Origin of the sequence: Bradyrhizobium sp. TM102 (assembly GCF_009176685.1) — a bacterium.
Taxonomy (GTDB): Bacteria; Pseudomonadota; Alphaproteobacteria; order Rhizobiales; family Xanthobacteraceae; genus Bradyrhizobium; species Bradyrhizobium ottawaense.
In genome coordinates this window covers 189,394-214,652 of record NZ_AP021855.1, presented here as the reverse complement: position 1 = coordinate 214,652, position 25,259 = coordinate 189,394, and the positions used below count along the sequence as shown (strand labels likewise).

At 64.1% G+C, this 25,259-nt stretch carries 22 protein-coding genes and 1 pseudogene; 9 read left to right on the top strand and 14 right to left on the bottom strand.

Annotated features, from left to right (window positions below; all coding sequences use genetic code 11):
* From GDN70_RS01010 to rpmB, 5 genes and pseudogenes are all read right to left on the bottom strand, one after another.
* Nucleotides 1-513 (bottom strand): hypothetical protein, encoded by a 513-nt coding sequence (locus tag GDN70_RS01010; protein WP_173015734.1) that lies wholly within the window; start codon nt 511-513, stop codon nt 1-3.
* Nucleotides 514-651: 138 nt separating this feature from the next.
* Nucleotides 652-825: pseudogene (locus GDN70_RS01005) on the bottom strand (phospholipase effector Tle1 domain-containing protein); the annotation flags it as partial.
* Nucleotides 807-2,048, bottom strand: coding sequence for a hypothetical protein (locus tag GDN70_RS01000; RefSeq protein ID WP_197742268.1), 1,242 nt, complete (start codon nt 2,046-2,048; stop codon nt 807-809). The pseudogene GDN70_RS01005 and the gene GDN70_RS01000, both read right to left, overlap by 19 nt.
* Before the next feature lie 19 nt (nt 2,049-2,067).
* Entirely contained in the window at nt 2,068-2,973 is a 906-nt protein-coding gene (locus GDN70_RS35355; RefSeq protein ID WP_152102050.1) for a toll/interleukin-1 receptor domain-containing protein, read from the bottom strand.
* 187 nt (nt 2,974-3,160) lie between these two features.
* Complete coding sequence (gene rpmB, locus GDN70_RS00990; RefSeq protein WP_028141842.1) at nt 3,161-3,472, bottom strand: 50S ribosomal protein L28; 312 nt, start codon at nt 3,470-3,472, stop codon at nt 3,161-3,163.
* A 503-nt stretch (nt 3,473-3,975) separates the two neighbouring features.
* Here rpmB and GDN70_RS00985 point away from each other — a divergent pair.
* The 5 genes from GDN70_RS00985 (at nt 3,976) to GDN70_RS00960 (ending at nt 10,875) form a co-directional block, all read left to right on the top strand.
* Nucleotides 3,976-4,839: a DUF3108 domain-containing protein gene (locus GDN70_RS00985; RefSeq protein ID WP_244625908.1), complete on the top strand. Its 864-nt coding sequence runs from the start codon at nt 3,976-3,978 to the stop codon at nt 4,837-4,839.
* Between the two features lie 727 nt (nt 4,840-5,566).
* Nucleotides 5,567-8,977, top strand: coding sequence for a helicase-related protein (locus GDN70_RS00975; protein WP_152102049.1), 3,411 nt, complete (start codon nt 5,567-5,569; stop codon nt 8,975-8,977).
* 49 nt (nt 8,978-9,026) lie between these two features.
* Nucleotides 9,027-9,257: a S4 domain-containing protein gene (locus GDN70_RS00970; protein WP_018316485.1), complete on the top strand. Its 231-nt coding sequence runs from the start codon at nt 9,027-9,029 to the stop codon at nt 9,255-9,257.
* Between the two features lie 132 nt (nt 9,258-9,389).
* Nucleotides 9,390-9,728, top strand: coding sequence for a ferredoxin FdxA (fdxA, locus tag GDN70_RS00965; RefSeq protein WP_011082989.1), 339 nt, complete (start codon nt 9,390-9,392; stop codon nt 9,726-9,728).
* A 343-nt stretch (nt 9,729-10,071) separates the two neighbouring features.
* Entirely contained in the window at nt 10,072-10,875 is an 804-nt protein-coding gene (locus GDN70_RS00960; protein ID WP_080670149.1) for a CarD family transcriptional regulator, read from the top strand.
* Between the two features lie 193 nt (nt 10,876-11,068).
* Here the strand turns inward: GDN70_RS00960 and GDN70_RS00955 are convergent, their stop codons facing one another.
* From GDN70_RS00955 to cyoA, 7 genes are read right to left on the bottom strand one after another with little or no spacing between them, the layout of a single operon-like run.
* On the bottom strand, nt 11,069-11,602 hold the full coding sequence (locus tag GDN70_RS00955) for a response regulator transcription factor (protein WP_018316482.1): 534 nt from the start codon (nt 11,600-11,602) through the stop codon (nt 11,069-11,071).
* On the bottom strand, nt 11,592-12,995 hold the full coding sequence (locus GDN70_RS00950; protein WP_028141839.1) for an ATP-binding protein: 1,404 nt from the start codon (nt 12,993-12,995) through the stop codon (nt 11,592-11,594). Before GDN70_RS00950 ends, GDN70_RS00955 begins: the two co-directional genes overlap by 11 nt.
* Nucleotides 12,967-13,818: an SURF1 family protein gene (locus GDN70_RS00945; protein ID WP_038973558.1), complete on the bottom strand. Its 852-nt coding sequence runs from the start codon at nt 13,816-13,818 to the stop codon at nt 12,967-12,969. The genes GDN70_RS00950 and GDN70_RS00945 overlap by 29 nt, the downstream gene beginning before the upstream one ends.
* Complete coding sequence (cyoD, locus tag GDN70_RS00940) at nt 13,815-14,195, bottom strand: cytochrome o ubiquinol oxidase subunit IV (RefSeq protein ID WP_038973557.1); 381 nt, start codon at nt 14,193-14,195, stop codon at nt 13,815-13,817. Before cyoD ends, GDN70_RS00945 begins: the two co-directional genes overlap by 4 nt.
* Nucleotides 14,192-14,821, bottom strand: a complete 630-nt coding sequence (gene cyoC, locus GDN70_RS00935) for a cytochrome o ubiquinol oxidase subunit III (protein WP_028141836.1) — start codon at nt 14,819-14,821, stop codon at nt 14,192-14,194. Before cyoC ends, cyoD begins: the two co-directional genes overlap by 4 nt.
* A complete protein-coding gene (cyoB, locus tag GDN70_RS00930; protein ID WP_028141835.1) occupies nt 14,822-16,819 on the bottom strand; it encodes a cytochrome o ubiquinol oxidase subunit I in 1,998 nt (665 codons plus the stop codon).
* A gap of 12 nt (nt 16,820-16,831) precedes the next feature.
* A complete protein-coding gene (gene cyoA / locus GDN70_RS00925) occupies nt 16,832-17,992 on the bottom strand; it encodes a ubiquinol oxidase subunit II (protein WP_038951154.1) in 1,161 nt (386 codons plus the stop codon).
* 179 nt (nt 17,993-18,171) lie between these two features.
* Between cyoA and GDN70_RS00920 the strand changes: the two genes are divergently transcribed.
* The gene (locus tag GDN70_RS00920) at nt 18,172-19,500 is read left to right on the top strand and encodes an MFS transporter (protein WP_028141833.1); all 1,329 of its coding nucleotides are present in this window, start codon (nt 18,172-18,174) and stop codon (nt 19,498-19,500) included.
* Nucleotides 19,501-19,628: 128 nt separating this feature from the next.
* On the opposite strand, the gene GDN70_RS00915 is transcribed toward GDN70_RS00920, so the two are convergent.
* Together GDN70_RS00915 and GDN70_RS00910 are read right to left on the bottom strand one after the other, a co-directional pair.
* Entirely contained in the window at nt 19,629-21,020 is a 1,392-nt protein-coding gene (locus tag GDN70_RS00915) for a M48 family metalloprotease (RefSeq protein ID WP_240536542.1), read from the bottom strand.
* Between the two features lie 134 nt (nt 21,021-21,154).
* Entirely contained in the window at nt 21,155-21,925 is a 771-nt protein-coding gene (locus GDN70_RS00910) for a thermonuclease family protein (RefSeq protein WP_085968606.1), read from the bottom strand.
* Nucleotides 21,926-22,340: 415 nt separating this feature from the next.
* Between GDN70_RS00910 and GDN70_RS00905 the strand changes: the two genes are divergently transcribed.
* The 3 genes from GDN70_RS00905 to GDN70_RS00895 all read left to right on the top strand — a co-directional run bounded on the left by GDN70_RS00905 (nt 22,341) and on the right by GDN70_RS00895 (nt 25,223).
* Nucleotides 22,341-23,549 carry an ABC transporter substrate-binding protein gene (locus tag GDN70_RS00905; protein WP_028141831.1) on the top strand — a complete coding sequence of 403 codons (1,209 nt, stop codon included), beginning with the start codon at nt 22,341-22,343 and terminating at the stop codon, nt 23,547-23,549.
* 136 nt (nt 23,550-23,685) lie between these two features.
* On the top strand, nt 23,686-24,474 hold the full coding sequence (locus tag GDN70_RS00900) for an enoyl-CoA hydratase (RefSeq protein ID WP_038973555.1): 789 nt from the start codon (nt 23,686-23,688) through the stop codon (nt 24,472-24,474).
* A gap of 2 nt (nt 24,475-24,476) precedes the next feature.
* The gene (locus GDN70_RS00895) at nt 24,477-25,223 is read left to right on the top strand and encodes a hypothetical protein (RefSeq protein ID WP_173015733.1); all 747 of its coding nucleotides are present in this window, start codon (nt 24,477-24,479) and stop codon (nt 25,221-25,223) included.
* The last annotated feature ends 36 nt before the right edge of the window (nt 25,224-25,259 follow it).

Below are 25,259 nucleotides of genomic sequence, written 5' to 3'. Positions count from 1 at the left end.
TCATCGCGCTCCAGCCGCGCGATCTGCTTTGACGATGGCGGCGGCCAGATGTCCCAATCGACGCGCGGCGTGTCCCGCGATCGAGCCGCCCCGGCGATCGCTCCGCAGCGCCGTCACTTCGTCTTCCAGTCGCGACGCCCACGCATTGGCTGCTAGGGTCTCGGCGGTCGCCTGCTGCAGCTCGACGGCGAGGCGATCGGCGCGCTCCCGCTCGCGTTCGAACACGGCCCTGTAGGCGGTTGCGACGTCTTCGAGCCGCGCGATCTCCGCCTTGAAGGACTCGATCTTGATTGCCTCGATCCTTGCGATGGAGGCGGCGATGGGGTCTGCCCGGCGGCCCTTTCGCGGGCGGGGCGTGTACCGGAGCTCGGCGAGATCAACGCTCACCAGGGCCTTGCCGTCATCCGAACGCGAGCGCGGCAGCCGGCGTCGTCTCGCCAGCGACCGCGCGGCCTCGCGCGAGATATTGAGGCGGGCACTGAGATCGGCATACGTCAACAACGCAACGCACATCGGCGCTTCTCCTGGAGCGAACCGGGAAGGCATTTCGAGCTAATGATGGCTGGACGATTACAGCAGGCTAGGGTGCGTTGGTTAATGAACGGTTAACGGGCGCGGGGGGTGTTTACGGATGCAGTCACCGGGGGGACCCCCGAGATCGCAGAGCACCATCTGCCGCGGATGCGTCTTGTCCGTCTTGCGCAGGCAGCGATAGAGCTTCAGGACGTTGGAGATGTTCTCCGAGATCTCGTTGCCGGTGCCGTCACAGCAGATGACGAGGTTTTTGGGGTCGGGTTCCTGCCAGCTCACACCGATTTCGAAAATGACAGTTCCGATCTACGAATTTGTAGTTCTGATAAAAAGGACCTGACGTCGCTTGATGGTAAGGGCAGAATGAAGGCGAATTTGTTTCCAAGACCGTTGAAAGACGTTCCGATCGAAAACGCTTCGAGAGAGTCCTTGATCCAAACGCGATCATGGATGTCGTCGGTCTTGTAAATCCTCACTCTAATATCCCTTCGACGAAACATTTGGTTTAGTCGATCTGCTACATCCTTGTTTCGTACGCCCCGCTTCGAGAAAATTTCAACGGCTCTCATCGTCTGCGGTAGCGCGCTCTCAATTCCATTCACATACTCTTCGCATGATATGCGTCCCGGCGAAGTTAGAAGGTAGGCGTCGCTTTCAGAAAGGAGTAACGCCGTTCCCCGCAGGACTGGATACTTACCTGGCCTAAATAGCTTTAGTGCATCTTGTGCGTCTGAGATTTGTACGCCGACGACATTGGTTTCGGGAGGCGCGCCACTAACGAAGCCGGTCCATTCTTCATCGGAGAAGTTGGATTTGGCGTGCAGGAATAATTCTTTTGGCGGTTTATTGTCGTGCTGATCGCGATATTCCTGAACCACCATTTCGATCAAGCGCTTTGCGGCGGGCTCGTCAATGTGGAATTGCTTTGTGTCCGAGTTGTACCACGGGCCCAACGCGCCTCTGAAGACAACGCCCTCGCCGCTCGAGAGGAACATCTGAGCTGCGCAGCAGGCGAAGCCGTCATCTGCTGTCGCTTCTCGCCTCTTGTAAGCCAAGCCTACGTAGCATACGCCCTCTCGGACGCCGGCTAATTGCCAAGGTCTACCGCCGGCCTTGTAATAAGATCCCGTCGTCAATTTCCATGCGACGGTCGCGTCGTCCTCAATGCGTCTCTTCCGTTGACCGTCGCTCCTTAAGAAATCGTCGGGTGTAAGAGTTGTCTCTCGAACAATTTGGGTCACGATCTTGGGAGACAGGAGTCGAGCTTTCAGTTGCCGCCGAAAGTGAGTCGCGTACCTGTAAACATCGGCTTCGGCCTCCTCCAATCCAAATAAGGTCGGCTGTTTGTCGAGCTTTAATGCCTCCGCTTTCGACATGCGGGTTTTGCCTTGAATCTTTTCGTTTGTTGGGATGCGAGAAAGTGGGCGACCGAGGTCGTAGACTTCTTCGGGAATAATTACGAACCAAAAGCTGGGCGCATCTTCAATTCGGTCGCATCGTGCCACCAAGGCATTCACGTACAGATCCACTGCGGCCTTAATTGCTTCGTTCCGGTTCGAAATTCTGAGCGCTTCGTGAAGTGTGGCAGAGTCGATGGTGTCGATTACTGTTTTCGGCTTTAGAGGCCAGTTCGAATTGAATGCTGCTGAGAACCCGGGAAACGGAATGTGCTGAGGTTCGATGGCTTTGGCGCCCTTGCGGGGTGGCGGAACATTGACAAACCCAGCTATCTATAACTTCGATGGGAAGGTTGGGGCCAAAGTACTCTTGCAACTGGTGCAGCGGTGCAAAGCTGAGAAAGCCACGATTATGAACCGCGATTGGAATTGGGCAATCTGCTCGGGCCTTTTGTGCTGCTCCTATAGAAATGCCGCTCTTGAAATCGAAGAATGCAATTGATGTCGGCAGGGATGTCACGTCTAACCAATTGGAGACGAGTTGCTCAGGGCCGTTACCTACGGATCTTGCATCTTTGAGCTGGAGGCTCTGCCAAGCCTTCGTCTCCTCTGGAGCAACGTGCTTAGGAACGTTTGCTTCTTCGAGCAGCGGCAACAGTTCAGCGAGACCTTGAGCCCAACCCTTTTCGAAGTTTATGTACTGTGTATGCGCAATCTGTAGCGGTGGCGGATAAGCAGCAAGCCGGAGCGGTACAATGAAGCCGCCATCTCCTATCTTTTTAGCGGTTTCGACCGCGAGATTGATTTCGTTCCTAACTCCTTGCTTTTGTATGCCGCCCGGCGTCCCAACGAGCAGAAAGCGCTTTGCGCGTTGTCGGATAGCGTCCTCAAGAATGCGCTCCCAATCGTCACCGCCTTTGAGCCGAAGTATGTCGGCAAATACGTGATAACCCAGCGCGGTCAGACGTCCTCCGAGCCAAAGAGTGAAAGCGTTATCTTCGGGAGTAGCGTGACTAATAAATACAGAGTCACGGAGCGCCACCATCTGACGTCCTTTCGACTACAAGCAATCTTAGTACTTTGCGCGATTCGCGGGCAACGATCGACACCTTAGGTTGTTGCCCCCCACAAAACAAAAACGGCCGGATCTTCCGATCCGGCCGCAACGCAAACTCTACTGGCCAAGCCTACGCCACGCGACGCAACTTAGCCCCCGCCCAATTCTGGAAAAACTAGCTGGCCTTCTTGGCCGGTGCAGCCGTCGGGCCGACCTTTTTCTGGATGGCGCGCTTCAGCTCGAGGGCGCGCGGCGACAGCAAGTCGGCCTTGGCCTTGAGCAGGAAGGCGTCGAGACCGCCATTGTGGTCGACGCTCTTGACCGCGTTGGTCGAGACGCGCAGGCGCACGTTGCGCTCCAGGGCTTCGCTGATGAAGGTCACGTTGACCAGGTTCGGCAGGAAGCGGCGCTTGGTCTTGATGTTGGAGTGGCTGACCTTGTGGCCGACGAGGGGGCCCTTGGCCGTCAGTTCGCAGCGGCGAGACATGGTAGAAATCCTTAAGTTTCGAACCCCTAACGAGTGCGGCCGCCATTCTGGGCGCCACGGGGGCTAATTCTTTCGTCCTTGCAGGGAGCGGGCGGACGTATAGGGGGGAAGGGGCGGGCAGTCAAGGTTTTGGACGGTCTTTTCGCCTCTCCCCGCCTGCGGGGAGAGGCCGGAATGCGCGCGAATAGCGCGGATTCCGGGTGAGGGGGCGTCTCCGCGGGGGAGGGGCCGCCTATGACCTCAACTATCACCGCCCTCGCGGAGAGCCCCCTCACCCCGACCCTCTCCCCGCAAGCGGGGCGAGGGGGAAAAGGCAGCGGGAGAGGCGAAGCCGATCACCAAAACGGCAATGTTTGTCGCGCCTTACCATCACATAAAGGGCGTATTCGCGACCGAAGACTCCGGTGGAGTTCCCGGCCTCATGCGCCCGGACACATTGTTTGCCGCGGTTTTTGGCTTAAGTAACAACCGTCGCGCCCCGATTGGATTGTTTCGTGCTCGCAATGTCCCCTCTTGCGCCAGAAGAGCGCTCAGTCCGTCCGCGCTTTGCCGGCTGGCTGGCGGCGCTTTGCGGCCTGGCCGTGGCGTGGGGCGCGGTGCCCGCGGCGGCGCAGGGCAAGCTCGAGGCGCAATATGAGGCCTCGCTGGCCGGCATTCCCGTCGGCAAGGGCGCATGGAACATCGACATCCAGGACGACGTGTTCTCGGCGGCGGCCGCCGGCGGCACCTCGGGGCTGCTGAAGTCGTTCACCGGCGGGTCCGGCACCGGCGCCAGCCAAGGGCGCATCGTTGGCGGCGCGCTGGTGGCGACCGGCTATCAGGCCTCCACCACCACCTCAAAGAAGACCGAAGAGATCCGCATCACGCTCGACAAGGGCAATGTGAAGGATTTTGCCATTCTGCCGGAGCCGCCGGTCGATCCGGACCGTATCGTCGTCACCGACGCGCATCGCCGCGGCGTCTGGGATCCCATGACGGCCTCGCTGCTGCGCGTGCCCGGCAATGGCGACCCAGTCTCGCCAGACGCCTGCCACAACTCGGCCCCCGTGTTCGACGGCCGCATGCGCTACGATCTGAAGCTTGATTTCAAGCGCATGGAGAACGTGAAGGCGGAGAAGGGGTATCACGGCCCGGTGGTGGTCTGTTCGCTCTATTTCGTGCCCGTCGCCGGCTACATCCCCGACCGCCCCGTGATCAAATACCTCGCCGCCCAGCGCAACATCGAGATCGCGTTTGCCCCGGTCGCCGGCACCCGCGTCCTGGTCCCGTTCTGGCTGAAAGTGCCGACGCCCTTGGGGCCGGCCATGCTGGAAGCGACCAGCTTCATCACCACGGCCCAGCCGCCAAGGGTGGCGAAGACGCAGTAAGCGGCGGCTGCCGTAGCGCGTTCTCTCTCTACCCTCTCTCTCGGCCGTCATTCCGGGGCGCGACGCAGTCGCGAACCCGGAATCCATCGTGAGACAGTCTCCGCTGCACGATGGATTCCGGGCTCGCGCCAAGAGGCGCGCCCCGGAATGACGAGCAGAGTTTTTGGCTGCGTGAAGGTTTTGCAAAATCAATCACTTGCCTACTGTGCATGGGGTTGTTTTCGCAAAAATTGGTCCCGGCGGCTCCGGTCCCGGAATCCATTTGACTCCTCCCCGATTCTGATTCGACTCCGCGCCGTCCCCAACTTAAGGCTTTGCGCCATCGAAACGTCACTTGTACGGCAGCCCAAAACTCCATCTAGTTGCAGCCAACAAGACTCCCGCGACATGTTGCGTGAACGGAACATGACTCCGGGGGGAGTCAGCGATTCGGCCGCGATTCGTTCTAGAGTCGTTCCGAAGCTTAAGACCAACGGGAAAAGCGTCGCAAAGTGAGACAGTTGCGCGAGGTTTGGGAAGCGTGTGTCAGCACGCTCAGTGTGCCCCTCACCCTGAGGAGGCCGCGCAAGCGGCCGTCTCGAAGGGCGAGGGGCTTGGCTTGCTCAACGGCACCAGCCGGGCCTTCATCCTTCGAGACGCGCTGACGCGCTCCTCAGGATGAGGGGCCAGGTCCCCCGCCTCAGACAGCACTGACATTCGCCCAAATCGCCACTACCTAATCCCCCAGATGCCCTTTTCCTCCTCCCCCTTCGCTTCCGAGCGCGCGCCGTCCGATCGCGTGCCTGGCGCCGGCGTCACTGCGGTGCTCGGGCCGACCAACACCGGCAAGACCCATCTCGCCATCGAGCGGATGCTGGCGCACCCTTCCGGGATGATCGGGCTGCCGCTGCGCCTCTTGGCGCGCGAGGTCTACAACAAGATCGCCGCGCGGGTCGGAGCCGAGGCGGTCGCGCTCGTCACCGGCGAGGAGAAGATCAAGCCGAAGAGCCCGCGCTATTGGGTGTCGACCGTCGAGGCGATGCCGCGCGACCTCGACGTCTCCTTCCTCGCCGTCGACGAGGTCCAGATCGCCAGCGATCTCGAACGCGGCCACGTCTTCACCGATCGCATCCTCAACCGCCGCGGCCGCGACGAGACGCTGCTCTTGGGCGCTGCCACGATGCGCCCGATCATCGAGCGGCTGTTGCCGGGCGTCTCCATGATCACGCGGCCGCGCCTGTCGCAGCTGGAATTCGCCGGCGATCGCAAGATCACGCGCCAGCCGCGCCGCACCGCCATCGTCGCGTTCTCGGCCGATGAGGTCTACGCCATCGCCGAGCTGATCCGCCGCCAGCATGGCGGCGCCGCCGTGGTGCTGGGCTCGCTCTCACCGCGCACGCGCAATGCGCAGGTGGCGATGTTCCAGAACGGCGATGTCGACTATCTCGTCGCCACCGACGCCGTCGGCATGGGCCTCAATCTCGACGTCGACCACGTCGCCTTCGCCTCCGACCGCAAGTTCGACGGCTACCAGTTCCGCCGGCTGACGCCGTCCGAATTCGCGCAGATCGCGGGGCGCGCCGGCCGCGCCACGCGCAACGGCACTTTCGGCACCACCGGCCGCTGCGCGCCGTTCGAGCCCGAGCTCGTCAACGCGCTGCAGAACCACACCTTCGATCCCGTGAAGATGCTGCAATGGCGCAACGCCAGGCTGGATTTCTCCTCGCTCGGCGCGCTCCAGGTGTCCCTGAACCTCGCCCCCGGCCACGAGGCGCTGACGCGCGCCCCTGTCGCCGAGGACATGCGCGTGCTCGACCATGCCGCCCGCGACGTCGAGGTGCGCGATATCGCGCATGGCAAGGCGGCGGTGGAGCGGCTGTGGGAGGCCTGCCAGGTCCCCGATTACCGGAAACTGTCGCCGGCCGCCCATGCCGAGCTGGTGACCACGCTGTACGGCTTCCTGATGCGGAAGGGCTGCATCCCCGACGCCTGGTTCGAGGCCCAGATCACCCAGGCCGACCGCGTCGACGGCGACATCGACACGCTGTCGGCCCGGATCGCGCAGATCCGCACCTGGACCTTCGTCGCCAACCGCCCGGACTGGCTGAAAGATCCCGAACGCTGGCAGGGGATCGCCCGCGAGGTCGAAAATAAATTATCGGATGCGCTCCATGAACGCTTGACTGAGCGTTTCGTTGATCGCCGGACCAGTGTATTGATGCGCCGCCTGCGGGAGAACACGAGCTTGAATACTGAAATCGGCAAGACCGGCGAAGTCATCGTCGAAGGCCATGTCATCGGCCGCCTCGACGGCTTCACCTTTGCACCGGATGCGGCGGAAGCTGGTTCGGATGCGAAAGCCTTGCAGGCTGCAGCGCAAGCAGTGCTCGCCGGCGAGATCAACACGCGCGCCGAAAAGCTCGGCAACGCGCCGGACGATCAGTTCGTGCTGACCTCGGAAGGCACCATCCGCTGGACCGGCGACGCCGTGGCGCGGCTGTCTGCCGCAGAGGAGGCGCTGCATCCGCGCATCCGCATCATCTCGGACGAGCGTCTCACCGGGGCGCCGCGCGAAAAAGTGCAGGCCCGGCTCGAGCTCTGGCTCAAGACGCATGTCGAGAAGCTGCTCGGGCCGATGTTCGAGCTCTCCAAGGCCGAGGACGTCACCGGCATCGCCCGCGGCATCGCCTATCAGCTCGTCGAGGCGCTCGGCGTGCTGGAGCGGCCCAAGATCGCGAACGAGCTGAAGGATCTCGACCAGCCCTCGCGCGCGGTGCTGCGCAAATACGGCGTCCGTTTCGGCGCCTATCACATCTATTTCCCGGGCCTTTTGAAGCCTGCCGCGCGCGCGCTGGCAGCGCTGTTGTGGGCGCTGAAGCAGGACAATGTCGATCTGTCCTCGCTGTCGGGCGCGCAGCATCTGGCGAGCTCGGGCCGTACCTCGTTCCCGGTCGACAAGGCGCTGCCGCGCGATGCCTATCGCGTGCTCGGCTACAAGCAGGCCGGCGAACGCGCCGTGCGCGTCGACATCCTGGAGCGTCTTGCCGATCTGATCCGCCCGGCGCTGGCCTGGCGCGAGAACGCGTCCGGCGAAAAGCCGGCCGGCGCCTTCGACGGCCGCGGTTTCGTGGTGACGCAGGCGATGACCTCGCTCACCGGCTCCGCAGGCGAGGATTTCGCCTCGGTGCTGCGTGCGCTCGGCTATCGCATGGAGAAGCGTCCGCCGCTGCCGCAAAAGCCGGCCCTGGTGGAAACGGTCGCGGCCGAGACGCCGCCGGCTGAAGCAAGCGCCGACTCCTCGACCGAGACCGCGGCGGAGGCCGTTGCCGGCCTGCCGGCGGAGGCCTCCACCGAAGCGGTCGCCGAGCCGGTCACCGTTGAAGATGCGCCCGGGATGGAGCTGCAGGACGAGCCGGCTCAGGAGGCCGAGCCCGTGCTGGAAGCCTCTCCGGAGGCCCCCGTCACGCCCGAAGACGCCCCCGGCATTGCGCCGCCGGCGGAAGAGCCCGCTGCGCCCGTCGAGGCTGCCGGCCTCGAAGCCGCTCCGGCCGAGACCGCCGCAACCGAAGCCGCCGCGTCACCCGACGCCGCCGCGCCTGAAGCTGCGGCGACGCCCGCCGAGCCCGAGCTGATCGAGGTCTGGCGTCCCGGCGGCCGTCACGAGGACCGCAAGCCGCGCCACGAGCGCCATCGCCACCAGCGTCACCACCATCAACGTCCGCCGGCCGGTGCTGAAGCTGGCGCTGCCCCCGGTGCAGCGAGCGCCGCGCCCGGCGAAGCAGCCGACGGCGCGAAGCCGGGCCAGCGTCATGGCGGCCATCGCAGGGACGGTGGCAGAGACTTCCGCAAGCCGCGCGAAGGTGGCGAAGGCGCGCCGCGTCCCGAGGGGCGCGACGACAGGAATCGCCGCTTCGAGGGCAAGGATCGCGACAACAAGGGACGCGATCGCGACAAGGGCAAGTTCGGCGGAGATCGCGACAAGGGCCGTGACAACCGCGGCCGTGATCGCGACAAGGGCCGCGACCGCCAGGGCGGACCGTCGCTGCGTCCCTACGCCTCGAGCGCAAACCCGCGCGAGCGCGATCGTCCGGCCGATCCGAACTCGCCCTTCGCCAAGCTCGCCGCGCTGAAAGAGCAGCTGTCTGGTCGGAAGGAGTAATCCCACGACCGAGCGGCAGCGCCTCGACAAATGGTTGTGGCACGCGCGGGTGGTGAAGGCGCGCACTTCCGCGGCCGAGCTCGTCGGGTCGGGCCACGTTCGCGTCAATGGTGAGCGCGAAAAGTCGCCTGGGCATGCGATCAAGATCGGCGACGTCATCACCGTCGCGCTCGATCGCACCGTGCGGGTGTTGAAGGTCACCGGCTTCAGCGAGCGCCGTGGCGATGCTGCCGCGGCGCGGGTGCTCTTCGAGGAGCTAAGCGAAGCGAAACGCAATTAATTGCGTTTCGAATTCACTTCTTGGTCGATCAAACACACAAAGCGGTCATGATCGGGCCTTCCCGACCTTGCGGCGCCCGGCCATCCGCGCTACGCAAGCCGCGACTTCTAAAAGAGCTTTTCGGAGCGTTGGATGACTTACGTCGTCACTGAAAACTGCATCAAGTGCAAGTACACCGACTGCGTCGAGGTCTGCCCGGTCGATTGCTTCTACGAGGGTGACAACATGCTCGTCATCCACCCGGACGAGTGCATCGATTGCGGCGTGTGCGAGCCGGAATGCCCCGCCGACGCCATCAAGCCGGACACGGAACCGGGCCTGGAAAAGTGGCTTTCGGTCAACGCCGACTACGCCAAGAGCTGGCCGAACATCACCCAGAAGAAAGAATCACCTGCCGACGCCAAGGAATTCGACGGCATGGAAGGCAAGTTCGAGAAATATTTTTCTCCGAACCCCGGCTCCGGCGACTGAATCGGGCTCAAACTTAACCCTAATAGCGGCGCTGCCGCCGAAAACCAGCCCTCAAGACCCCTAAATCATTGATTTTTGCGGGAAATGTGCTATATTGGGCACATTAAGCCGAACCCGTCAGCCCCGTTGGCCCCGCTGGGTTCCCGTGAAACCAAATGTCGAACAGGGGCGTGGCAGTTTCCGCGCGCAGGCTGTGTCACAGAAAACGCGTAAAAAGAGTACTTCAGCGAGGGCTTCCCATAAGGAGGCCAAAAAAGTCGCCGCGGCCAGCCGTAGCGCATCCAAGGGTCGGACCGCGACGAAGGCGCCGGCTGCAAAGTCCTCGAAGAACAAAAGAAGCGCAATGCCTAACAAGACTGCCAAACCGGCCGCGAAAGCGACCGCTGCCAAGCCTGCTGTCAAGCCCGTTGCCGCCAAGGCTCCCGCTGCCAAGCCCGCCGCGTCGAAGGCTCCCGTTGCTGCTCCTGCCAAGGCTCCCGTTGCTGCCGCCAAGCCCGCCGTGAAGCCGGCGGCCGCTGCGCCGAAGGTCGAGGAAAAGAAGGTCGTGACCCAGCGTCAGGGCTTCAAGGCCAATGAATTCGTCGTCTATCCCGCTCACGGCGTCGGCCAGATCCTGGCCATCGAGGAGCAGGAGATCGCCGGCGCGAAGCTCGAGCTGTTCGTCATCAACTTCATCAAGGACAAGATGACGCTGCGCGTGCCGACCGCCAAGGTCGCCAATGTCGGCATGCGCAAGCTGTCCGAGCCGGCGCTGGTGAAGAAGGCGCTGGAGACGCTCAAGGGCCGCGCCCGCGTCAAGCGCACCATGTGGTCGCGCCGTGCCCAGGAATACGAAGCGAAGATCAATTCGGGCGACATCGTCGCGATCGCGGAAGTCGTGCGCGACCTCTATCGCTCGGAGTCGCAGCCGGAGCAGTCCTACAGCGAACGCCAGCTCTATGAAGCGGCGCTCGATCGTCTGTCCCGCGAGATCGCGGTGGTGCAGCACTCGACCGAGACCGAAGCGGTCAAGGAGATCGAGGCCCAGCTTGCCAAGAGCCCGCGCCGCAACGCCAAGGCGGAAGCCGCCGAGGGCGAGGCGGATGCCGAGGGCGATGCCGACGATACCGATGGCGACGACACCACGGTCGCCGACGAGGCCGCGTAAGCAACTTCGTTCTGCGCAAGCAATCAAAAGCCCGGCCTCGCGCCGGGCTTTTTGTTTGGGGTCGTAGCCGTCATTCCGGGGCTCGCGAAGCGAGAGCCCGGAATCCATTCAACCACCGTCTTTGCCGCCTGATGGATTCCGGGCTCGTGCTCCGCACGCCCCGGAATGACGGCGGTGAGACCTTGGTGAAGGCCTACTTCACCGGCCGCTTCTCGAGCTTGCGCGCCAGCGTGCGCCGGTGCATGCCGAGCCTTCGCGCCGCTTCCGAGATGTTGAAATCCGTCTCGATCAGGGTCTGGTGGATGCGCTCCCATTCCAGCGTCTTGATCGAGGTCGGCCGTGCATCGAGCGCGACCTCGGCGTTGCCTTCGGCCTTGTTGAAGGCGGCTTCGATGTCGTCGGTGTTCGAGGGCTTTGCGAGATAGTGGCAGGCGCCCAGCTTGATCGCCTCGACGGCGGTCGAAATGCTGGCAAAGCCTGTGAGCACCACGATCAGCATGTCAGGATCATGCGTGTGCAGGAGCTCGACGCAGGCAAGGCCGGAGGCGCCGCCGAGCTTGAGGTCGACGACGGCGTGGCCGAAGGAGCGTTCCTCCAGCACGTTCCGCACGTCCTCGATCGAGGCGGCGAGCACGACATCATAGCCGCGGCGCTCGAACGAGCGCTTCAGCGTGCGCGCAAAGCCGGCATCGTCCTCGACGACGATGAGCGAACGGTCAGGCGTCAAAATTCCCTCCGATCGCCAACGTTGCGAGCGGCAGCGTGAGGCGGACCGTGGCGCCGCGCTTCCTGTGGTTCTCGGCGGTCACGCTGCCTCCGAGCTTGCGCACGACGTTCACCACCAGGAACAGCCCGAGCCCGCCGCCAGCGCGGCCCTTGCTCGAGTGATAGGGCTTTCCGAGCTGCGCCAGCATCTCCGGCGCAAAGCCGGGGCCGCGATCGCTGATCGACAGCACGAGATTGTCGCCCTCGCGCTCGGCGACGAGCTCGACCCATTCCCGCGAGACCTCGTAGGCGTTGTCGAGCACGTTGAAGATGACCTGCTTCAACGCGATGTCGGAGACGATGGCGACGTCTGCGCCGAACGTATTGACGAAGTAGAGCGTCCGCGCCGAGCGCGCGTCGCGCCATTCGTCGACCAGGGCGGTGACGAAGGCCGTCACCGTCGTCGGCGATGAGCCTTCGCCGCGTGCTTCGCCCGCCGAGACCAGGATCCCCGTCACGATCGACTTGCAGCGTTGCAGCGAGGTCTCCATCTCCGCGAGGTCCTCGGCGAGCTCCTGATCGGCGGCAAGATCGGGCATGCGGCGCCAATCGCTGAGGATCACCGACAGCGAGGCGAGCGGCGTGCCGAGCTCATGGGCCGCGCCGGAGGCGAGCAGGCCCATGCGGACGATGTGATCCTGCTCGGCGGCATGCTGGCGCAAGGCCGCCAGATGCGCGTCGCGCTCCCTCAGGTTTCGATTGATGCGCGTGACGAACACGACCAGCAGCACGGCGTTGAGCACGAAGCCCAGCAGCATGCCGGCGACCGTGAGCGTGTAGGTCTCGCTCAATGGGTTGGGCGGCAGGTCCAGCGGGCGGTATGCCAGCGTCAGCCAGACAAAACTCGCGCAGGTCAGCGCGACCAGCGACCAGGTTGAGCGGGCATCGAGCAGCACCGCGCCGAGCGTCACCTGGAGCAGGAACAGCGAGGTGAAGGGATTGGTGGCGCCGCCGGAGAGGTAGAGCTGCGCGGTCAGCGCGGCGACGTCCAGCATCAAGGCGACCAGCAGCTCGTTGTTGGTGATCGCGGCGCGATGGCGCACCCAGACGAGGCTGGAGACGTTGAGCAGCACCAGCGCGCCGATCACCGCGCCCATCCGCTCCAGCGGCAGGGGAATGCCGAGCCCAAAATGCACGCCGCCGATGGTCACGATCTGGCCGACCACCGCGGTCCAGCGCAGCTGGATCAACAGCGCCATGTTCTTGCGGTTGGTCTCGTCGTCGGTCGGAGTCGTGCCGATCAGCTCGCTGCGCGCGTCGGCCTGCGATTGCAGCGTGACGGCCAGCCCGTCATGCGCAAATGGTTGGGAAAGCGTCTTCCCGTCGTCAGGCCTGTTCGACGATCGTTCCAGCATCTGATCCCGTCCTGCGGGCGACGGCATCGGAGCCGCCGGCCGGTTCGTGGACGAAGCGTTTGCGGCGGAACAGCCCGCCGCCGAATGTGACGAAGAGTTTACCCGCCAGCATGAAAGCCAGGGCGAACCACGTCAGCGCGTAGATCAGGTGGTTATTGGGAAAGCTGACCACGGTCAATCCGCCGATCGGCCCGCTGCCGGATTGTGATCCGGCATCGGCATCGACGAAGAACGGCGCGACATCGTGCAGACCGCGGGCCGTCGCAATCGCGGCGACATCGCGCGAATACCAGCGGTTGTGCTGGGGCACGTTGTTCCGGAGGAATCCGCCTTTCGGCTCTGTGATGCGGAGCAGGCCGGTGATCTCGACCTGGCCGTCCGGATTGCCGTCCCGGCGCGTCGATGCGTCGCGCCGCTCGGACGGCACGAAGCCGCGATTGACCAGGACCTGTGTGCCGTCGCTGCGCTGGAGCGGTGTCAGCACCCAATAGCCCGGGCCTTCCTCGGTGACCGCCTGGACCAGCGTCTCGCGGTCATGCAGGAAGCGGCCGGCGACGCTGACATGCCTGTATTCGTCATTTGCCGTGGAAACCGCAGGCCATGAATCGGGCGAGGGGACCGGCTGGGCCGGGGCATGGACGCGCTGCTCGACGCGGTCGATCAGCGCCAGCTTCCAGGCGCGGCGCTCGATCTGCCAGACGCCGAGTGCGATCAGAAGAACAAAGGCCGTCAGCGAGAGGACCGTGAGCCACAAGGACGGGGACCGCGCAGCCTCGCTGCGCGCTCCGTTCGCCCTGCTTGTCTCGGTCCCTGACTCGCTCACTTCATTCCGCTCATCTGGTGCATCGGCATCATGTTGCTGTTGAGGTGGCTCATCACCCACAGCGAACCCGACAGCGCGATCACCACCATCACGATGGTGAAGATCAACGCCATCATGCTCCAGCCGTTCTCGGACGTCGTGTTCATGTGCAGGAAGTAGATCATGTGCACGACGATCTGCACGACCGCGAAGGCCATGATCACGAGCGCGGTGATCTGCTTGCTCGGCAGTGCGCCGCTCATCACCAGCCAGAACGGGATCGCGGTCAGCACGACCGAGAGCACGAAACCGAGCATATAGGTCGAGAACGAGCCGTGGGCGTGGCCGCCTTCGTGGTGATGATCGCCCGCATTGGCGGCATGAGTATCGGTGTTCATCGCAGAACTCCCAGGAGATAGACGAAGGTGAAGACGCCGATCCAGACCACGTCGAGGAAGTGCCAGAACATCGAGAGGCACATCAGACGGCGGCGGTTGGCTTCGATCAGGCCGAACTTCTGGACCTGCACCATCAGCGTCACCAGCCAGATCAGGCCGCAGGAAACGTGCAGGCCGTGGGTGCCGACCAGGGTGAAGAACGCCGAAAGGAAAGCGCTGCGCTGGGGCGTGGCGCCTTCATGGATCATGTGGGCGAACTCGGTGAGTTCGATGCCGATGAAGGCGAGGCCGAACAGGCCGGTGATCGCCAGCCAGACCTGCGTCTGTGCGACCCGGTTCTGCTGCATCGTCAGCATGGCAAAACCATACGTGATCGATGACAGCAGCAGCATCGAGGTGTTCACCGCGACCAGGTTCAGGTCGAACAGGTCCTTCGGCGCGGGACCTGCGGCGTAGTTGCCGCCGAGCACGCCGAAGGTGGCGAACAGGATCGCGAAGATGAGACAGTCGCTCATCAGATAGATCCAGAAGCCGAGCGAGGTGCTCCAGCCTTCCGGATGCGGATGCTCGTCGGCGAGATAGAAGACCGGCTCGCCGGTTTGGGAGGGATTGACAGCGACAGTCATTTACTTGGCTCCGGCGAGCAGTTTGGTGCGCGCGTCCTCGGTCCGGATGACGTCTTCAGCCGGAATGTCGAAGTCGCGGTGATAGTTGAAGGTGTGGCCGATGCCGACGACGAGCAGCGCGGCGAAGCTCACGGCGGCCAACCACCAGATGTACCAGATCAAGCCGAATCCCATCGCGGTGGCGAGGCCGGCGAGGATGATGCCGGTGCCGGTGCTGCTGGGCATGTGGATCGGCCTGAACCCGGTGAGCGGCCGCTGGTAGCCGCGCTTCTTCATGTCCCACCACGCGTCATTGTCGTGAACGACGGGGGTGAAGGCGAAGTTGTAGTCCGGCGGGGGCGAGGAGGTCGCCCATTCCAGCGTGCGCGCGTCCCAGGGATCGCCGGTGACGTCCTTGAGCTGCTCGCGCCTGAGGAAGCTGACCGCGAACTGCATCAGCATGCTGAGGATACCGAGGAGGACGAGGAAGGCCCCGATCGCGGCGATGACGAACCAGATCTGCAAGGACGGATCGTCGAACACGCGCAGGCGACGGGTCACGCCCATCAGGCCGAGCACGTAGAGCGGCATGAAGGCGAGGTAGAAGCCGGTGACCCAGAACCAGAACGACATCTTGCCCCAGAACGGATCGAGCTTGAAGCCGAACGCTTTCGGGAACCAGTAGGAGATGCCGGCGAAGGCGCCGAACACCACGCCGCCGATGATCACGTTGTGGAAGTGTGCGATCAGGAATAGGCTGTTGTGCAGGACGAAGTCGGCCGGCGGCACCGCCAGCAGCACGCCGGTCATGCCGCCGATCACGAAGGTCAGCATGAAGGCGATCGTCCACATCATGGGCAGCTCGTAGCGGATACGGCCGCGATACATCGTGAACAGCCAGTTGAACATCTTCGCGCCCGTCGGGATCGAGATGATCATCGTGGTGATGCCGAAGAAAGAGTTGACGCTGGCGCCCGAGCCCATCGTGAAGAAGTGGTGCAGCCAGACCAGGTACGACAGGATGGTGATGACGACCGTGGCGTAGACCATCGAGGTGTAGCCGAACAGCCGCTTGCCAGAGAAGGTCGAGGTCACCTCCGAGAAGATGCCGAACGCCGGGAGAACCAGGATGTAGACCTCGGGATGGCCCCAGATCCAGATCAGGTTCACGTACATCATCGGGCTGCCGCCGAAATCGTTCGTGAAGAAGTTGGTGCCGACGTAGCGGTCGAGCGAGAGCAGCGCGAGCACGACGGTCAGGACCGGGAAGGAGGCGACGATCAGGACGTTGGTGCAGAGCGAGGTCCAGGTGAACACCGGCATCTTCATCATGGTCATGCCGGGGCAGCGCAGCTTGACGATGGTGCAGATCAGGTTGATGCCTGACAGCGTCGTGCCGACGCCGGCGACCTGCAGCGCCCAGATGTAATAGTCGACGCCGACATCGGGACTGTAGCCGATGTTCGACAGCGGCGGATAAGCCAGCCAGCCGGTGCGGGCGAACTCGCCGATGAACAGCGAAGCCATCACCAGCACTGCGCCGCCGACCGTCATCCAGAAGCTGAAATTGTTCAGGAACGGGAACGACACGTCGCGCGCGCCGATCTGGAGCGGCACGACGTAGTTCATCAGGCCGGTCACCAGCGGCATCGCCACGAAGAAGATCATGATCACCCCGTGGGCGGTGAAGACCTGATCGTAGTGATGGGCGTTGAGATAGCCTTCGGAGCCGCCAAAGGCGAGCATCTGCTGGCCGCGCATCATCAGCGCATCGGCGAAGCCCCGCAGCAGCATCACGATGCCGAGGATCATGTACATGATGCCGATGCGCTTGTGGTCGACGGTGGTGAACCATTCGCGCCAGAGATAACCCCAGAGGCGGAAATAGGTGAGACCGCCGAGCAGTGCGGCGCCGCCGAGCGCGACCACCGCGAAGGTGCCGACGACGATCGGCTCGTGCAGCGGCAGCGATTCGAAGCCGAGCCGGCCGAAGATGAGCTTGAGAAGATCAGGAGACATGCGGGGATCTCTTTAGGAATCTGACTTCGGACGCAGTCCGAGGAAGAAGGACGAGGACTTGAGCGGCGCGAAGCTCGGCCGCTTCAGGCCGGCGCCGAGCAACGGCGCGGTGTCGACGGGAGCCGTGATGGACGCCGTGGTCTTGCCCTGCGGCGCATCGGGCGTGCAGGTGCCGGCCACGAAAGTCGGCTCCGGCCCGAGCGGGGTGCCGCGGCGGGCGTACTTGTCGTAAGTGAGCGGCAGGGTGTTGTTCAGGCCCTGATGACCGTTGCCGCCCTTGGCGTCGATCGCCATCATCTCGCTCTGGCACATCTTGCCGGTCTCGACGCACATGTTGAGGATCAGACGGTAGAGATCGGAGTCGATCGTGCCGTAGCGGCGCACCGGCTCGTTCTGGCTGGGCTTTTCGAGCTGGAGATATTCGGCGCGGCCGAGCGAGCCGCCGGCGGATTTGGCGCTGGCGATCCAGGCGTCAAAACCCTTGTCGTCGAGTCCCCTAAAGTTGAAGTGCATGCCGGAGAAGCCGGCGCCGCTGTAGTTCGCCGAGAAGCCCTTATACGTGCCGGCGTGGTTGACGACGGCGTGGAGCTTCGTCTCCATGCCCGGCATCGCGTAGATCTGGCCGGCGAGCGCGGGGATGTAGAACGAGTTCATCACCGAGGACGCGGTGATGCGGAATTTGATCGGACGGTCGACCGGAGCTGCGAGCTCGTTGACGGTGGCGATGCCGTAGTCGGGGTAGATAAAGAGCCACTTCCAATCGAGCGCGACGACGTCGACCTCGAGCGGAGCCCTGGACTGGTCCACGGCGCGGTCGGCATGGATGCGGCCGAGCGTGCGATAGGGGTCGAGCAGATGGGTGCCCATCCAGGTCAGCGCGCCCAGGCAGACGATGATCAGCAGCGGTGCGGACCAGATCACCAGCTCGAGCTTGGTCGAGTGGTCCCATTCCGGCTCGTAGCGAGCGGCCGTGTTGGACTGGCGATAGCGCCAGGCGAACAGCACCGTCAGCGCCATCACGGGGACGACGATCAGGAGCATCAGGACGGTGGAGATGATGACGAGGTCGCGCTGCTGGGCAGCGATATCGCCGGCTGGCGCCAGCACGACGTAGTCGCAGCCGCTGAGCGCAGCAGCCAGAGGTAGTAGCGCCAGGATCTTGAGACGAGACACGGGCCGAGCCTTTGAGAATGAGTTTCTTTTGCGGGGCCAACGGGTAGCTGCGGCGCAACAATCCGGACATTGGACAATTTGTCCAATGTTGCAGTGCGGAATGTTGGGCCAGAGAAGGCCAGATTGCCCGGCGCCCGCCGGGCGGTCGGCTTTGGTTTCAGGACGTTAAGGGCGCACGAATGGCGACGGCACAGACCCCCGCAATGGCAGACCTCCACACGGGCGAGCACGGCCACGACCAGGCCAGTCCCGGCGAGATCGCCATCGGCGTCATCATCGGCCGCACCTCGGAATTCTTCGACTTCTTCGTCTTCGCGATCGCCTCGGTGATCGTGTTCCCGCGCCTGGTGTTCCCGTTCGCGAGCGAACTGACCGGCACGCTCTATTCTTTCATGATCTTCGCGCTGGCCTTCATGGCCCGGCCGATCGGCACCGTCATTTTCATGACGGTTGACCGTGCCTACGGCAAGACCGCAAAGCTGATCTCGGCGCTGTTCCTGCTCGGCACCGCCACGGTCGCGCTGGCGTTCCTGCCGGGCTATCACGACATCGGCGTTGCCGCGATCTGGTTGCTGGCGCTGGCGCGCATCGCGCAGGGTCTGGCCTGGGGCGGCGCCTGGGACGGCATGGCTTCGCTGCTCGCGCTGAACGCGCCGCCCTCCAAGCGCGGCTGGTACGCGATGGTGCCGCAGCTCGGCGCCCCGCTCGGGCTGATCGTGGCGAGCGCGCTGTTCGCCTATTTCGCCGGCAATCTCTCGGCCGACGATTTCTTCGACTGGGGCTGGCGCTATCCGTTCTTCGTCGCGTTTGCCATCAACGTCGTGGCGCTGTTCGCGCGCCTGCGCATGGTGACGACGGAGGAATATGCCTCGCTGTTCGAGACCCGCGAATTGCAGCCCGCGCGCATCTCCGACACCGTCGCGAGCGAAGGCCAGAACATCATGTTGGGTGCGTTCGCGCCGCTGGCGAGCTTCGCGCTGTTCCACATGGTCACGGTGTTTCCGCTGTCCTGGGTGTTCCTGTTCACCCGCGAAAGCCCGGTGCGCTTCCTGATCATCGAGATCGTCGCCGCCGTGTTCGGTGTCGGTGCGATCGTGCTGTCCGGCGTCATCGCCGACCGCGTCGGCCGCAAGTCGCTGCTGATGGGATCGGCGATCGCGATCGCGATCTACAGCGGCTTTGCCCCACAGCTGCTCGATGCCGGCGCGTTCGGCGAGACCATCTACATGGTGATCGGCTTCATCCTGCTCGGCCTGTCCTTCGGCCAGTCCTCCGGCGCGATCGCCTCGAACTTCAAGCAGGCGTACCGCTACACGGCGTCCGCGCTGACCTCGGACATGGCCTGGCTGTTCGGCGCCGGCTTCGCGCCGCTGGTCGCATTGCTGCTCGCCACCAATCTCGGTGTCATCGCCTCGGGTGCGTATCTGCTGTCCGGCGCGTTCTGGACCCTGCTGGCGCTCTGGCTCAGCGGCCAGCGCGAGGCGGGCGACATGGACGCGGGGCGCTGAGGCTTACGCTGCAGCCACGTCACAGCTGTCGTAGGGTGGGCAAAGGCGCATAAGCGCCGTGCCCACCATCTCTCTCGATCGCAAAAGATGCGTGGGCACGCTTGCGCTTTGCCCACCCTACGGCAGCGTCAATCCGCCACGATCTTCACGCGATCGCGCACCTTCACCTGCGCGGTGCGATCGAGGCCGTTCAGCACGCGAAAACGCTCGGCGGGATGATCGACGCCGGCCATGCGGTGGGAGAGCGATTCCACGGTGTCGCCGGGTTGCACGGTGATGACCTTGATGCGCAGCGGTCGCGCGGCCTGGATCTCGTCCAGCGTCAGGCGGCGGAACGAATTGACGGTCTCGCGCGCATTGCGCTCGCTCTCGGTCGACTTCTGCCGGGCCGCGAAGATGAAGCGATAGACGTCGCTGCCGAAGCGCAGCGCATAGACCTTGAACTGCCACTGGTCGCCCTTGGCGGCGGCGGACGCGGCCGGGAAGCCGTTGATGGTGATGTCTTCGGTGGACGCCTTCTCGACGCCCTCCATCCAGCCGGAATTGAGGTAGTCGCCGAGCGACTGCTCGGCCGGCACCCGCACCACGTCGAAACGCATCGCCTGTGCGCCGCCCTCGCGCACGCCGATCACGGCCTGGGCGGTGTTGTCGAGCGTGAAATTGTCCGGCGCCTGGAAGGTGAAGCCCAGCTTCGGATGCAGGAAGCGGCGGCCGCGGACGAAACCTTCGCTGGGGTCTTCGCCGTAGACGAGATTGTCGATCGCAGCGAGATAGGTCTCGCGGTCGCGCTCGGCGCCTTCAGGCGCAGTATATTGCCGCGCAATGGTCTGCGCGTTCTGCACGCGCTCCGGGGTCGCCGGATGCGACGAGGTGAAATCCTGCGCGCGCGGATCGAGCGAGCTCTTGCCGGCCTTCAGCTCGGCATTGCGTTCCATCGCCGAGAGGAAACGCGCCGCGCCGTAGGGGTCGAAATGCGCCTTGGCCGAAATGCCGACGCCGATGCCGTCGGCCTCGAACTCCTGCTTGCGCGAAAAGCTCGCCATGGTGAGCTTGGTCTTGGCCAGCGCCAGCGCGGTGAGGTCGGGGTCGTTGCTCATGTCGGTGACGACGCGGGTGACGATCGCGGCCTGGCGCGCCTGGTCCTCGCGCATCGCGGCGTGCTTGGACAGCACATGGGCCATCTCGTGGCTGAGCACGGAGGACAATTCCGAGGTGTCGCTGGCGAGCGCGAGAAGTCCGCGCGTGACATAGAGCTGGCCGTTCGGCAGCGCGAAGGCGTTCACGGCGCCGGAATTGAGGATGGTGACCTTGTAGCCCTGATCGGGACGGTCGGACGCAGCGACCAGCCGGTCGACGGTCTTGCTGACGAGTGATTCGAGCCTGGGATCGTCATAGGTGCCGCCATAGCTCGCCAGGATGCGCTCGTGCTCCTTCTCGGTGGCGGGTGTCTGCGCGACGGCCGGCTTGGGCTTGGGCATCGCAACGGTCGGCGGGGTCGCGGCGGCCTGGAACCGGCCCATGTCGCCACAGCCGGCGAGGGCCGTACCCAGCACGAGGCAAAGCGCGGCCGGCGCAGCCCGCAGGCGGCGGCCTTCATTCCGTACGTGCCGTTCTAGCACCCCATTCACGTCGCTTAACCCGTGCCTGGCCTGATTTAAGGCCTTACCCCTGTCGGCTCGTTTGCGCCCAGCAACTCGACCTGCCCCACGAGCCGCACATCGATCCGCGGCCCCGTACTTCCCTCGATCCAGCCCCGGACTCGAATACGCTTACTTTCCAATGACTTAAGGGTGATTCCAGCGCTTTCGAACGCCGGCAGCGTGCGCTTTGAAATAGTCACGGCAAAGCCACGTGTCCAGTTCCGTCCGAAGTTGAGGTAGGTCATTGCCCCAGCTTGCCGGACCGACAGGACTTTACCCTCGACCACCACAAAGCGCCCGATCCCCGCCAAAATATCGTCCGGACTTTCCGCGTTTTTTATGGCCGACGGGTCAGCCCAGCTGCCCTTTTTTTGGCGCCGCGCCTCGGCCTCCGACGTCATCAGTGCCGCCGCGCAGTCCTTGTCCGTGATTTCGGCGGAGACCATGGCGTCGCCCTGGGCGAGCAGCACGGCCTGCACCGGGGTGTCGCTTTCGCCGATGAACACCAGTGCGCCTTGCCGGCCGTAGCGGTCGGGCGTGTCGTTGCTACCGCGGAGTGTGACGTCGCGGCCGGCGAGCAGCGCAGCCAGCGCCTGCTTCGTCGTCGCCGTGGGCTCGATGCCGGCGAGGCGGATTTCGCGGCCGTCATCGAGACGCACGCTGCGGGCATCGACGACCGCAGCGACACGGCCTTCGCCTTGGGATTCGAATTGGCACGGTGCGGCGGACGCGGTGCGACCCGCGAGGAGAAGAATTGCGACGGTGAGATGAAGCCGTTGCGCCACGTTGCCCGGAGAGGTTGCGTTATGCCTGGATCATAACTCAAACGATGCCAACGACGAAGGGGCCTTCGTAGGGTGGGCAAAGCGAAGCGTGCCCACGTCTTTGCCGATCGCGCGGGCCGTGGGCACGGCGCGAAGAGCGCGCCTTTGCCCACCCTACGGCAGTTCGCGTGATGCGTCGCTATTGCATCACATCGTCATTGTTATGTTTCCGCCGTCGCGTGGAAACATCTTGCGCCTTCTAACCATTCCGCTTTGCGGAAATCGCGCGCTGCGACATGCGGCCTCTTCGCACCCGCGCTTGCTGCGCTCTTGCGCATGCGGCATGATTGCGGCAACAGCGATTGCCAATAACGATTGCCAAGAGCAACAACCAAGCCGCCATCAGAGTACGGCGCGATAAGGGAGATCGTTTTCCATGAAGACTGTTTTGTCGGGCATTTTTGCCGCCGCGTTTGCCCTCAGTGCGAGCGCCACCGCGCAGGCCCAGGACAAGCCACCTCTCAAGATCGGCGGCATCCTCGACATGTCGAGCCTCTATGCCGACATCACCGGACCCGGCAGCGAGACCGCGGCCAAGATGGCGGTGGAGGATTTCGGCGGCGAGGTGCTGGGGCGCAAGATCCAGGTGCTGGCGGCCGACCATCAAAACAAGGCCGATCTTTCCGCCAACATCGCCCGCGATATGCTCGACAACCAGGGCGTCGAGATGATCTACGACGTCGCGGCTTCCGCCACTGCGCTTGCGGCCGGCGAGATCGCCAAAGCGCGCAACAAGATCATCATCTTCAACGGCCCGGGCTCGATCCGTCTCACCAACGAGGCCTGCGGTCCCTATACCATCCACTACGTGTTCGACACCTACGGCCAGGCCAATGTGACCGGCCTTGCGGCCGTGAAGTCTGGCCTCGACAGCTGGTTCTTCCTCACCGCCGATTACGCCTTCGGCCAGGACCTGGAGAAGGACACCAGTGCCGTCGTCATCAAGACGGGCGGCAAGGTGCTGGGCAGCGTGCGCCACCCGCTCAACACGTCGGATTTCTCCTCGTTCCTGCTCCAGGCCCAGGCCTCCAAGGCCAAGGTGATCGGGCTTGCGAATGCCGGCGGCGACACCGTCAATGCGATCAAGCAGGCGGCCGAGTTCGGCATCACCAAGGGCGGCCAGAAGGTCTCGCCGCTGCTCGCCTTCGTCACCGACATCGACTCGATCGGTCTGGAGACCGCGCAGGGCCTGCTGCTGGCGGAAGCCTTCTACTGGGACCTCAACGACGACACGCGCGCATTCTCGAAGCGCTTTCAGGAGCGCGTGAAGCGGCCGCCGACCTCGGCACAGGCCGGCGTCTACTCCTCCGTCACGCATTACCTGAAGGCGGTGAAGGCGGCCGGCACGACCGATGCAGCGACTGTCATGAAGGTGATGAAGGAGACGCCGATCAACGACTTCTTCGCCAAGGGTGGCAAGATCCGCGAGGACGGCCGCATGATCCACGACATGTACCTGTTCGAGGTGAAGAAGCCGTCGGAATCGAAGGCCCGCTGGGACGACTACAAGCTGCTCGCCACCGTGCCCGGCAGCGAGGCGTTCCAGTCGCTGGAGCAGTCGCGCTGCCCGCTGGTGAAGAAATGACGCGAAGCGTCATCCCGGGGCGCGCATGAGCGCGAACCCGGGATCCATCGGGCCGCAGTGATCGTCGACAAATGGATTCCGGGCTCGCGCTTCGCGCGCCCCGGAATGACGAAGGAAACAACAAGGGAGACGTCCCATGAACGACATGGTCCTGCAAAAACTCGAAGGCGGGCTGCTCACCATCACGATGAACCGCCCGGAGCGGAAGAACGCGCTCAACCCCGAGATGGTGGCCGGGCTGGTCGAAGCGGCACGCCGTGCGGCTGACGATGCGGAGGTGCGTGCGGTGCTGCTCAAGGGCGCTGGTGGCTCGTTCTGCGTCGGCGGCGACGTCAAGTCGATGGCCGCGGGCCGCGCGCCGCTGCCGTTCGAGCAGAAGCTTGCGAATCTGCGCCGCGGCATGGAGGTCTCGCGCATCCTGCACCAGATGCCGAAGCCTGTGGTGGCGCAGCTCGACGGCGCCGCAGCCGGAGCGGGTCTGTCGATGGCGCTGTCCTGCGATCTCCGTATCGCCTCGGAATCCTGCAAGATCACCACTGCCTTTGCCAAGGTCGGCTTCTCCGGCGATTACGGCGGCACCTATTTTCTCACCCAGCTGCTCGGCAGCGCGCGGGCGCGCGAGCTCTATCTGATGTCGCCGGTGCTCACCGCGAAGGAAGCGCATGCGATCGGCATGGTGACGAAGGTCATGCCCGACGTCGAGATCGACGCCGCGGCCCACGAGCTGGCACTGTCGCTGGCGCAAGGGCCGTCGATCGCGCTCGGCTTCATCAAGCGCAACATCAACAATGCCGAGCATCTGGCGCTGGAGGATTGCTTCGACGGCGAGGCGATCCACCACACCCGCTGCGGCGACACCGAGGACCACAAGGAGGCCGCCAAGGCCTTCGTCGAGAAGCGCAAGCCGACCTTCAGGGGCGCCTGACCATGGCGCCCTATATGCGGTTGCGGCAGATCTGCCTGGTTGCGCCGCAGCTCGCGCCCGTCATCTCCGATATCGCGGAAATCATGGGCCTCGCCGTGTGCTACCGCGACGGCAATGTCGCCAAATACGGCCTGGAGAATGCGCTGCTCCCGGTCGACACGATCATGCTGGAGGTGGTGGCACCCTTCAAGGGCGGTACTACGGCCGGCCGCTTCATCGAGAAGACCGGCGGCCGCGGTGGCTACATGGCGATCTTCTGCTGCAATGATCCCGACGAGCGTGGCCGCAACGCCAATGCGCTTGGCGTGCGCACCGCCAACGTCATCGATCATGCGCCCTATCATGGCGTCCAGCTCCACCCCCGCGACTGCCGTGCCGCCTTCATCGAGTTCAACCACACCGAAGGCAGCGACGACATTCTTGGCGCCTATCCGCCGGCAGGACCGGACTGGCAAAAGTTCATCCGCAAGGACGTGACGCAGGCGCTGACGGACGTGGAGATGCAGAGCCCTGATCCGCAAGGCCTGGCCGAGCACTGGGGCAAGATCATCGGCGTTGCGCCTGAAGGTGCCGAGCTGAAGCTGCCCAATGCGACCTTCCGCTTCGTGAAAGGCGCCAGCGAGATCATGAGCGCGCTCGAGTTTCGGGTGGCGGATCGGGCGAGCGTGCTGCATGCCGCGAAGGCGAGGGGGCTTGCGGTTGCCGGGAGCGAGTTCCTGTTGGGTGGGGTGACGTTCCGCGTCGGTTGATGGTCTTCTCGTTGTCCGCCACCCTGAGGTGCTCGC

Coding starts and splice junctions, on each gene's coding strand:
- cyoB (WP_028141835.1), bottom strand. CDS start 16,819: ATGTCTCCTGATCTTCTCAAGCTCATCTTCGGCCGGCTCGGCTTCGAA.
- GDN70_RS00975 (WP_152102049.1), top strand. CDS start 5,567: ATGCCCTTTTCCTCCTCCCCCTTCGCTTCCGAGCGCGCGCCGTCCGAT.
- rpmB (WP_028141842.1), bottom strand. CDS start 3,472: ATGTCTCGCCGCTGCGAACTGACGGCCAAGGGCCCCCTCGTCGGCCAC.
- cyoC (WP_028141836.1), bottom strand. CDS start 14,821: ATGACTGTCGCTGTCAATCCCTCCCAAACCGGCGAGCCGGTCTTCTAT.
- GDN70_RS00905 (WP_028141831.1), top strand. CDS start 22,341: ATGAAGACTGTTTTGTCGGGCATTTTTGCCGCCGCGTTTGCCCTCAGT.
- GDN70_RS01010 (WP_173015734.1), bottom strand. CDS start 513: ATGTGCGTTGCGTTGTTGACGTATGCCGATCTCAGTGCCCGCCTCAAT.
- GDN70_RS00895 (WP_173015733.1), top strand. CDS start 24,477: ATGGCGCCCTATATGCGGTTGCGGCAGATCTGCCTGGTTGCGCCGCAG.
- GDN70_RS00900 (WP_038973555.1), top strand. CDS start 23,686: ATGAACGACATGGTCCTGCAAAAACTCGAAGGCGGGCTGCTCACCATC.
- GDN70_RS00985 (WP_244625908.1), top strand. CDS start 3,976: ATGTCCCCTCTTGCGCCAGAAGAGCGCTCAGTCCGTCCGCGCTTTGCC.
- GDN70_RS00960 (WP_080670149.1), top strand. CDS start 10,072: ATGCCTAACAAGACTGCCAAACCGGCCGCGAAAGCGACCGCTGCCAAG.
- fdxA (WP_011082989.1), top strand. CDS start 9,390: ATGACTTACGTCGTCACTGAAAACTGCATCAAGTGCAAGTACACCGAC.
- GDN70_RS35355 (WP_152102050.1), bottom strand. CDS start 2,973: ATGGTGGCGCTCCGTGACTCTGTATTTATTAGTCACGCTACTCCCGAA.
- GDN70_RS00950 (WP_028141839.1), bottom strand. CDS start 12,995: ATGCTGGAACGATCGTCGAACAGGCCTGACGACGGGAAGACGCTTTCC.
- cyoD (WP_038973557.1), bottom strand. CDS start 14,195: ATGAACACCGATACTCATGCCGCCAATGCGGGCGATCATCACCACGAA.
- GDN70_RS00915 (WP_240536542.1), bottom strand. CDS start 21,020: ATGGGCCGGTTCCAGGCCGCCGCGACCCCGCCGACCGTTGCGATGCCC.
- GDN70_RS00920 (WP_028141833.1), top strand. CDS start 18,172: ATGGCGACGGCACAGACCCCCGCAATGGCAGACCTCCACACGGGCGAG.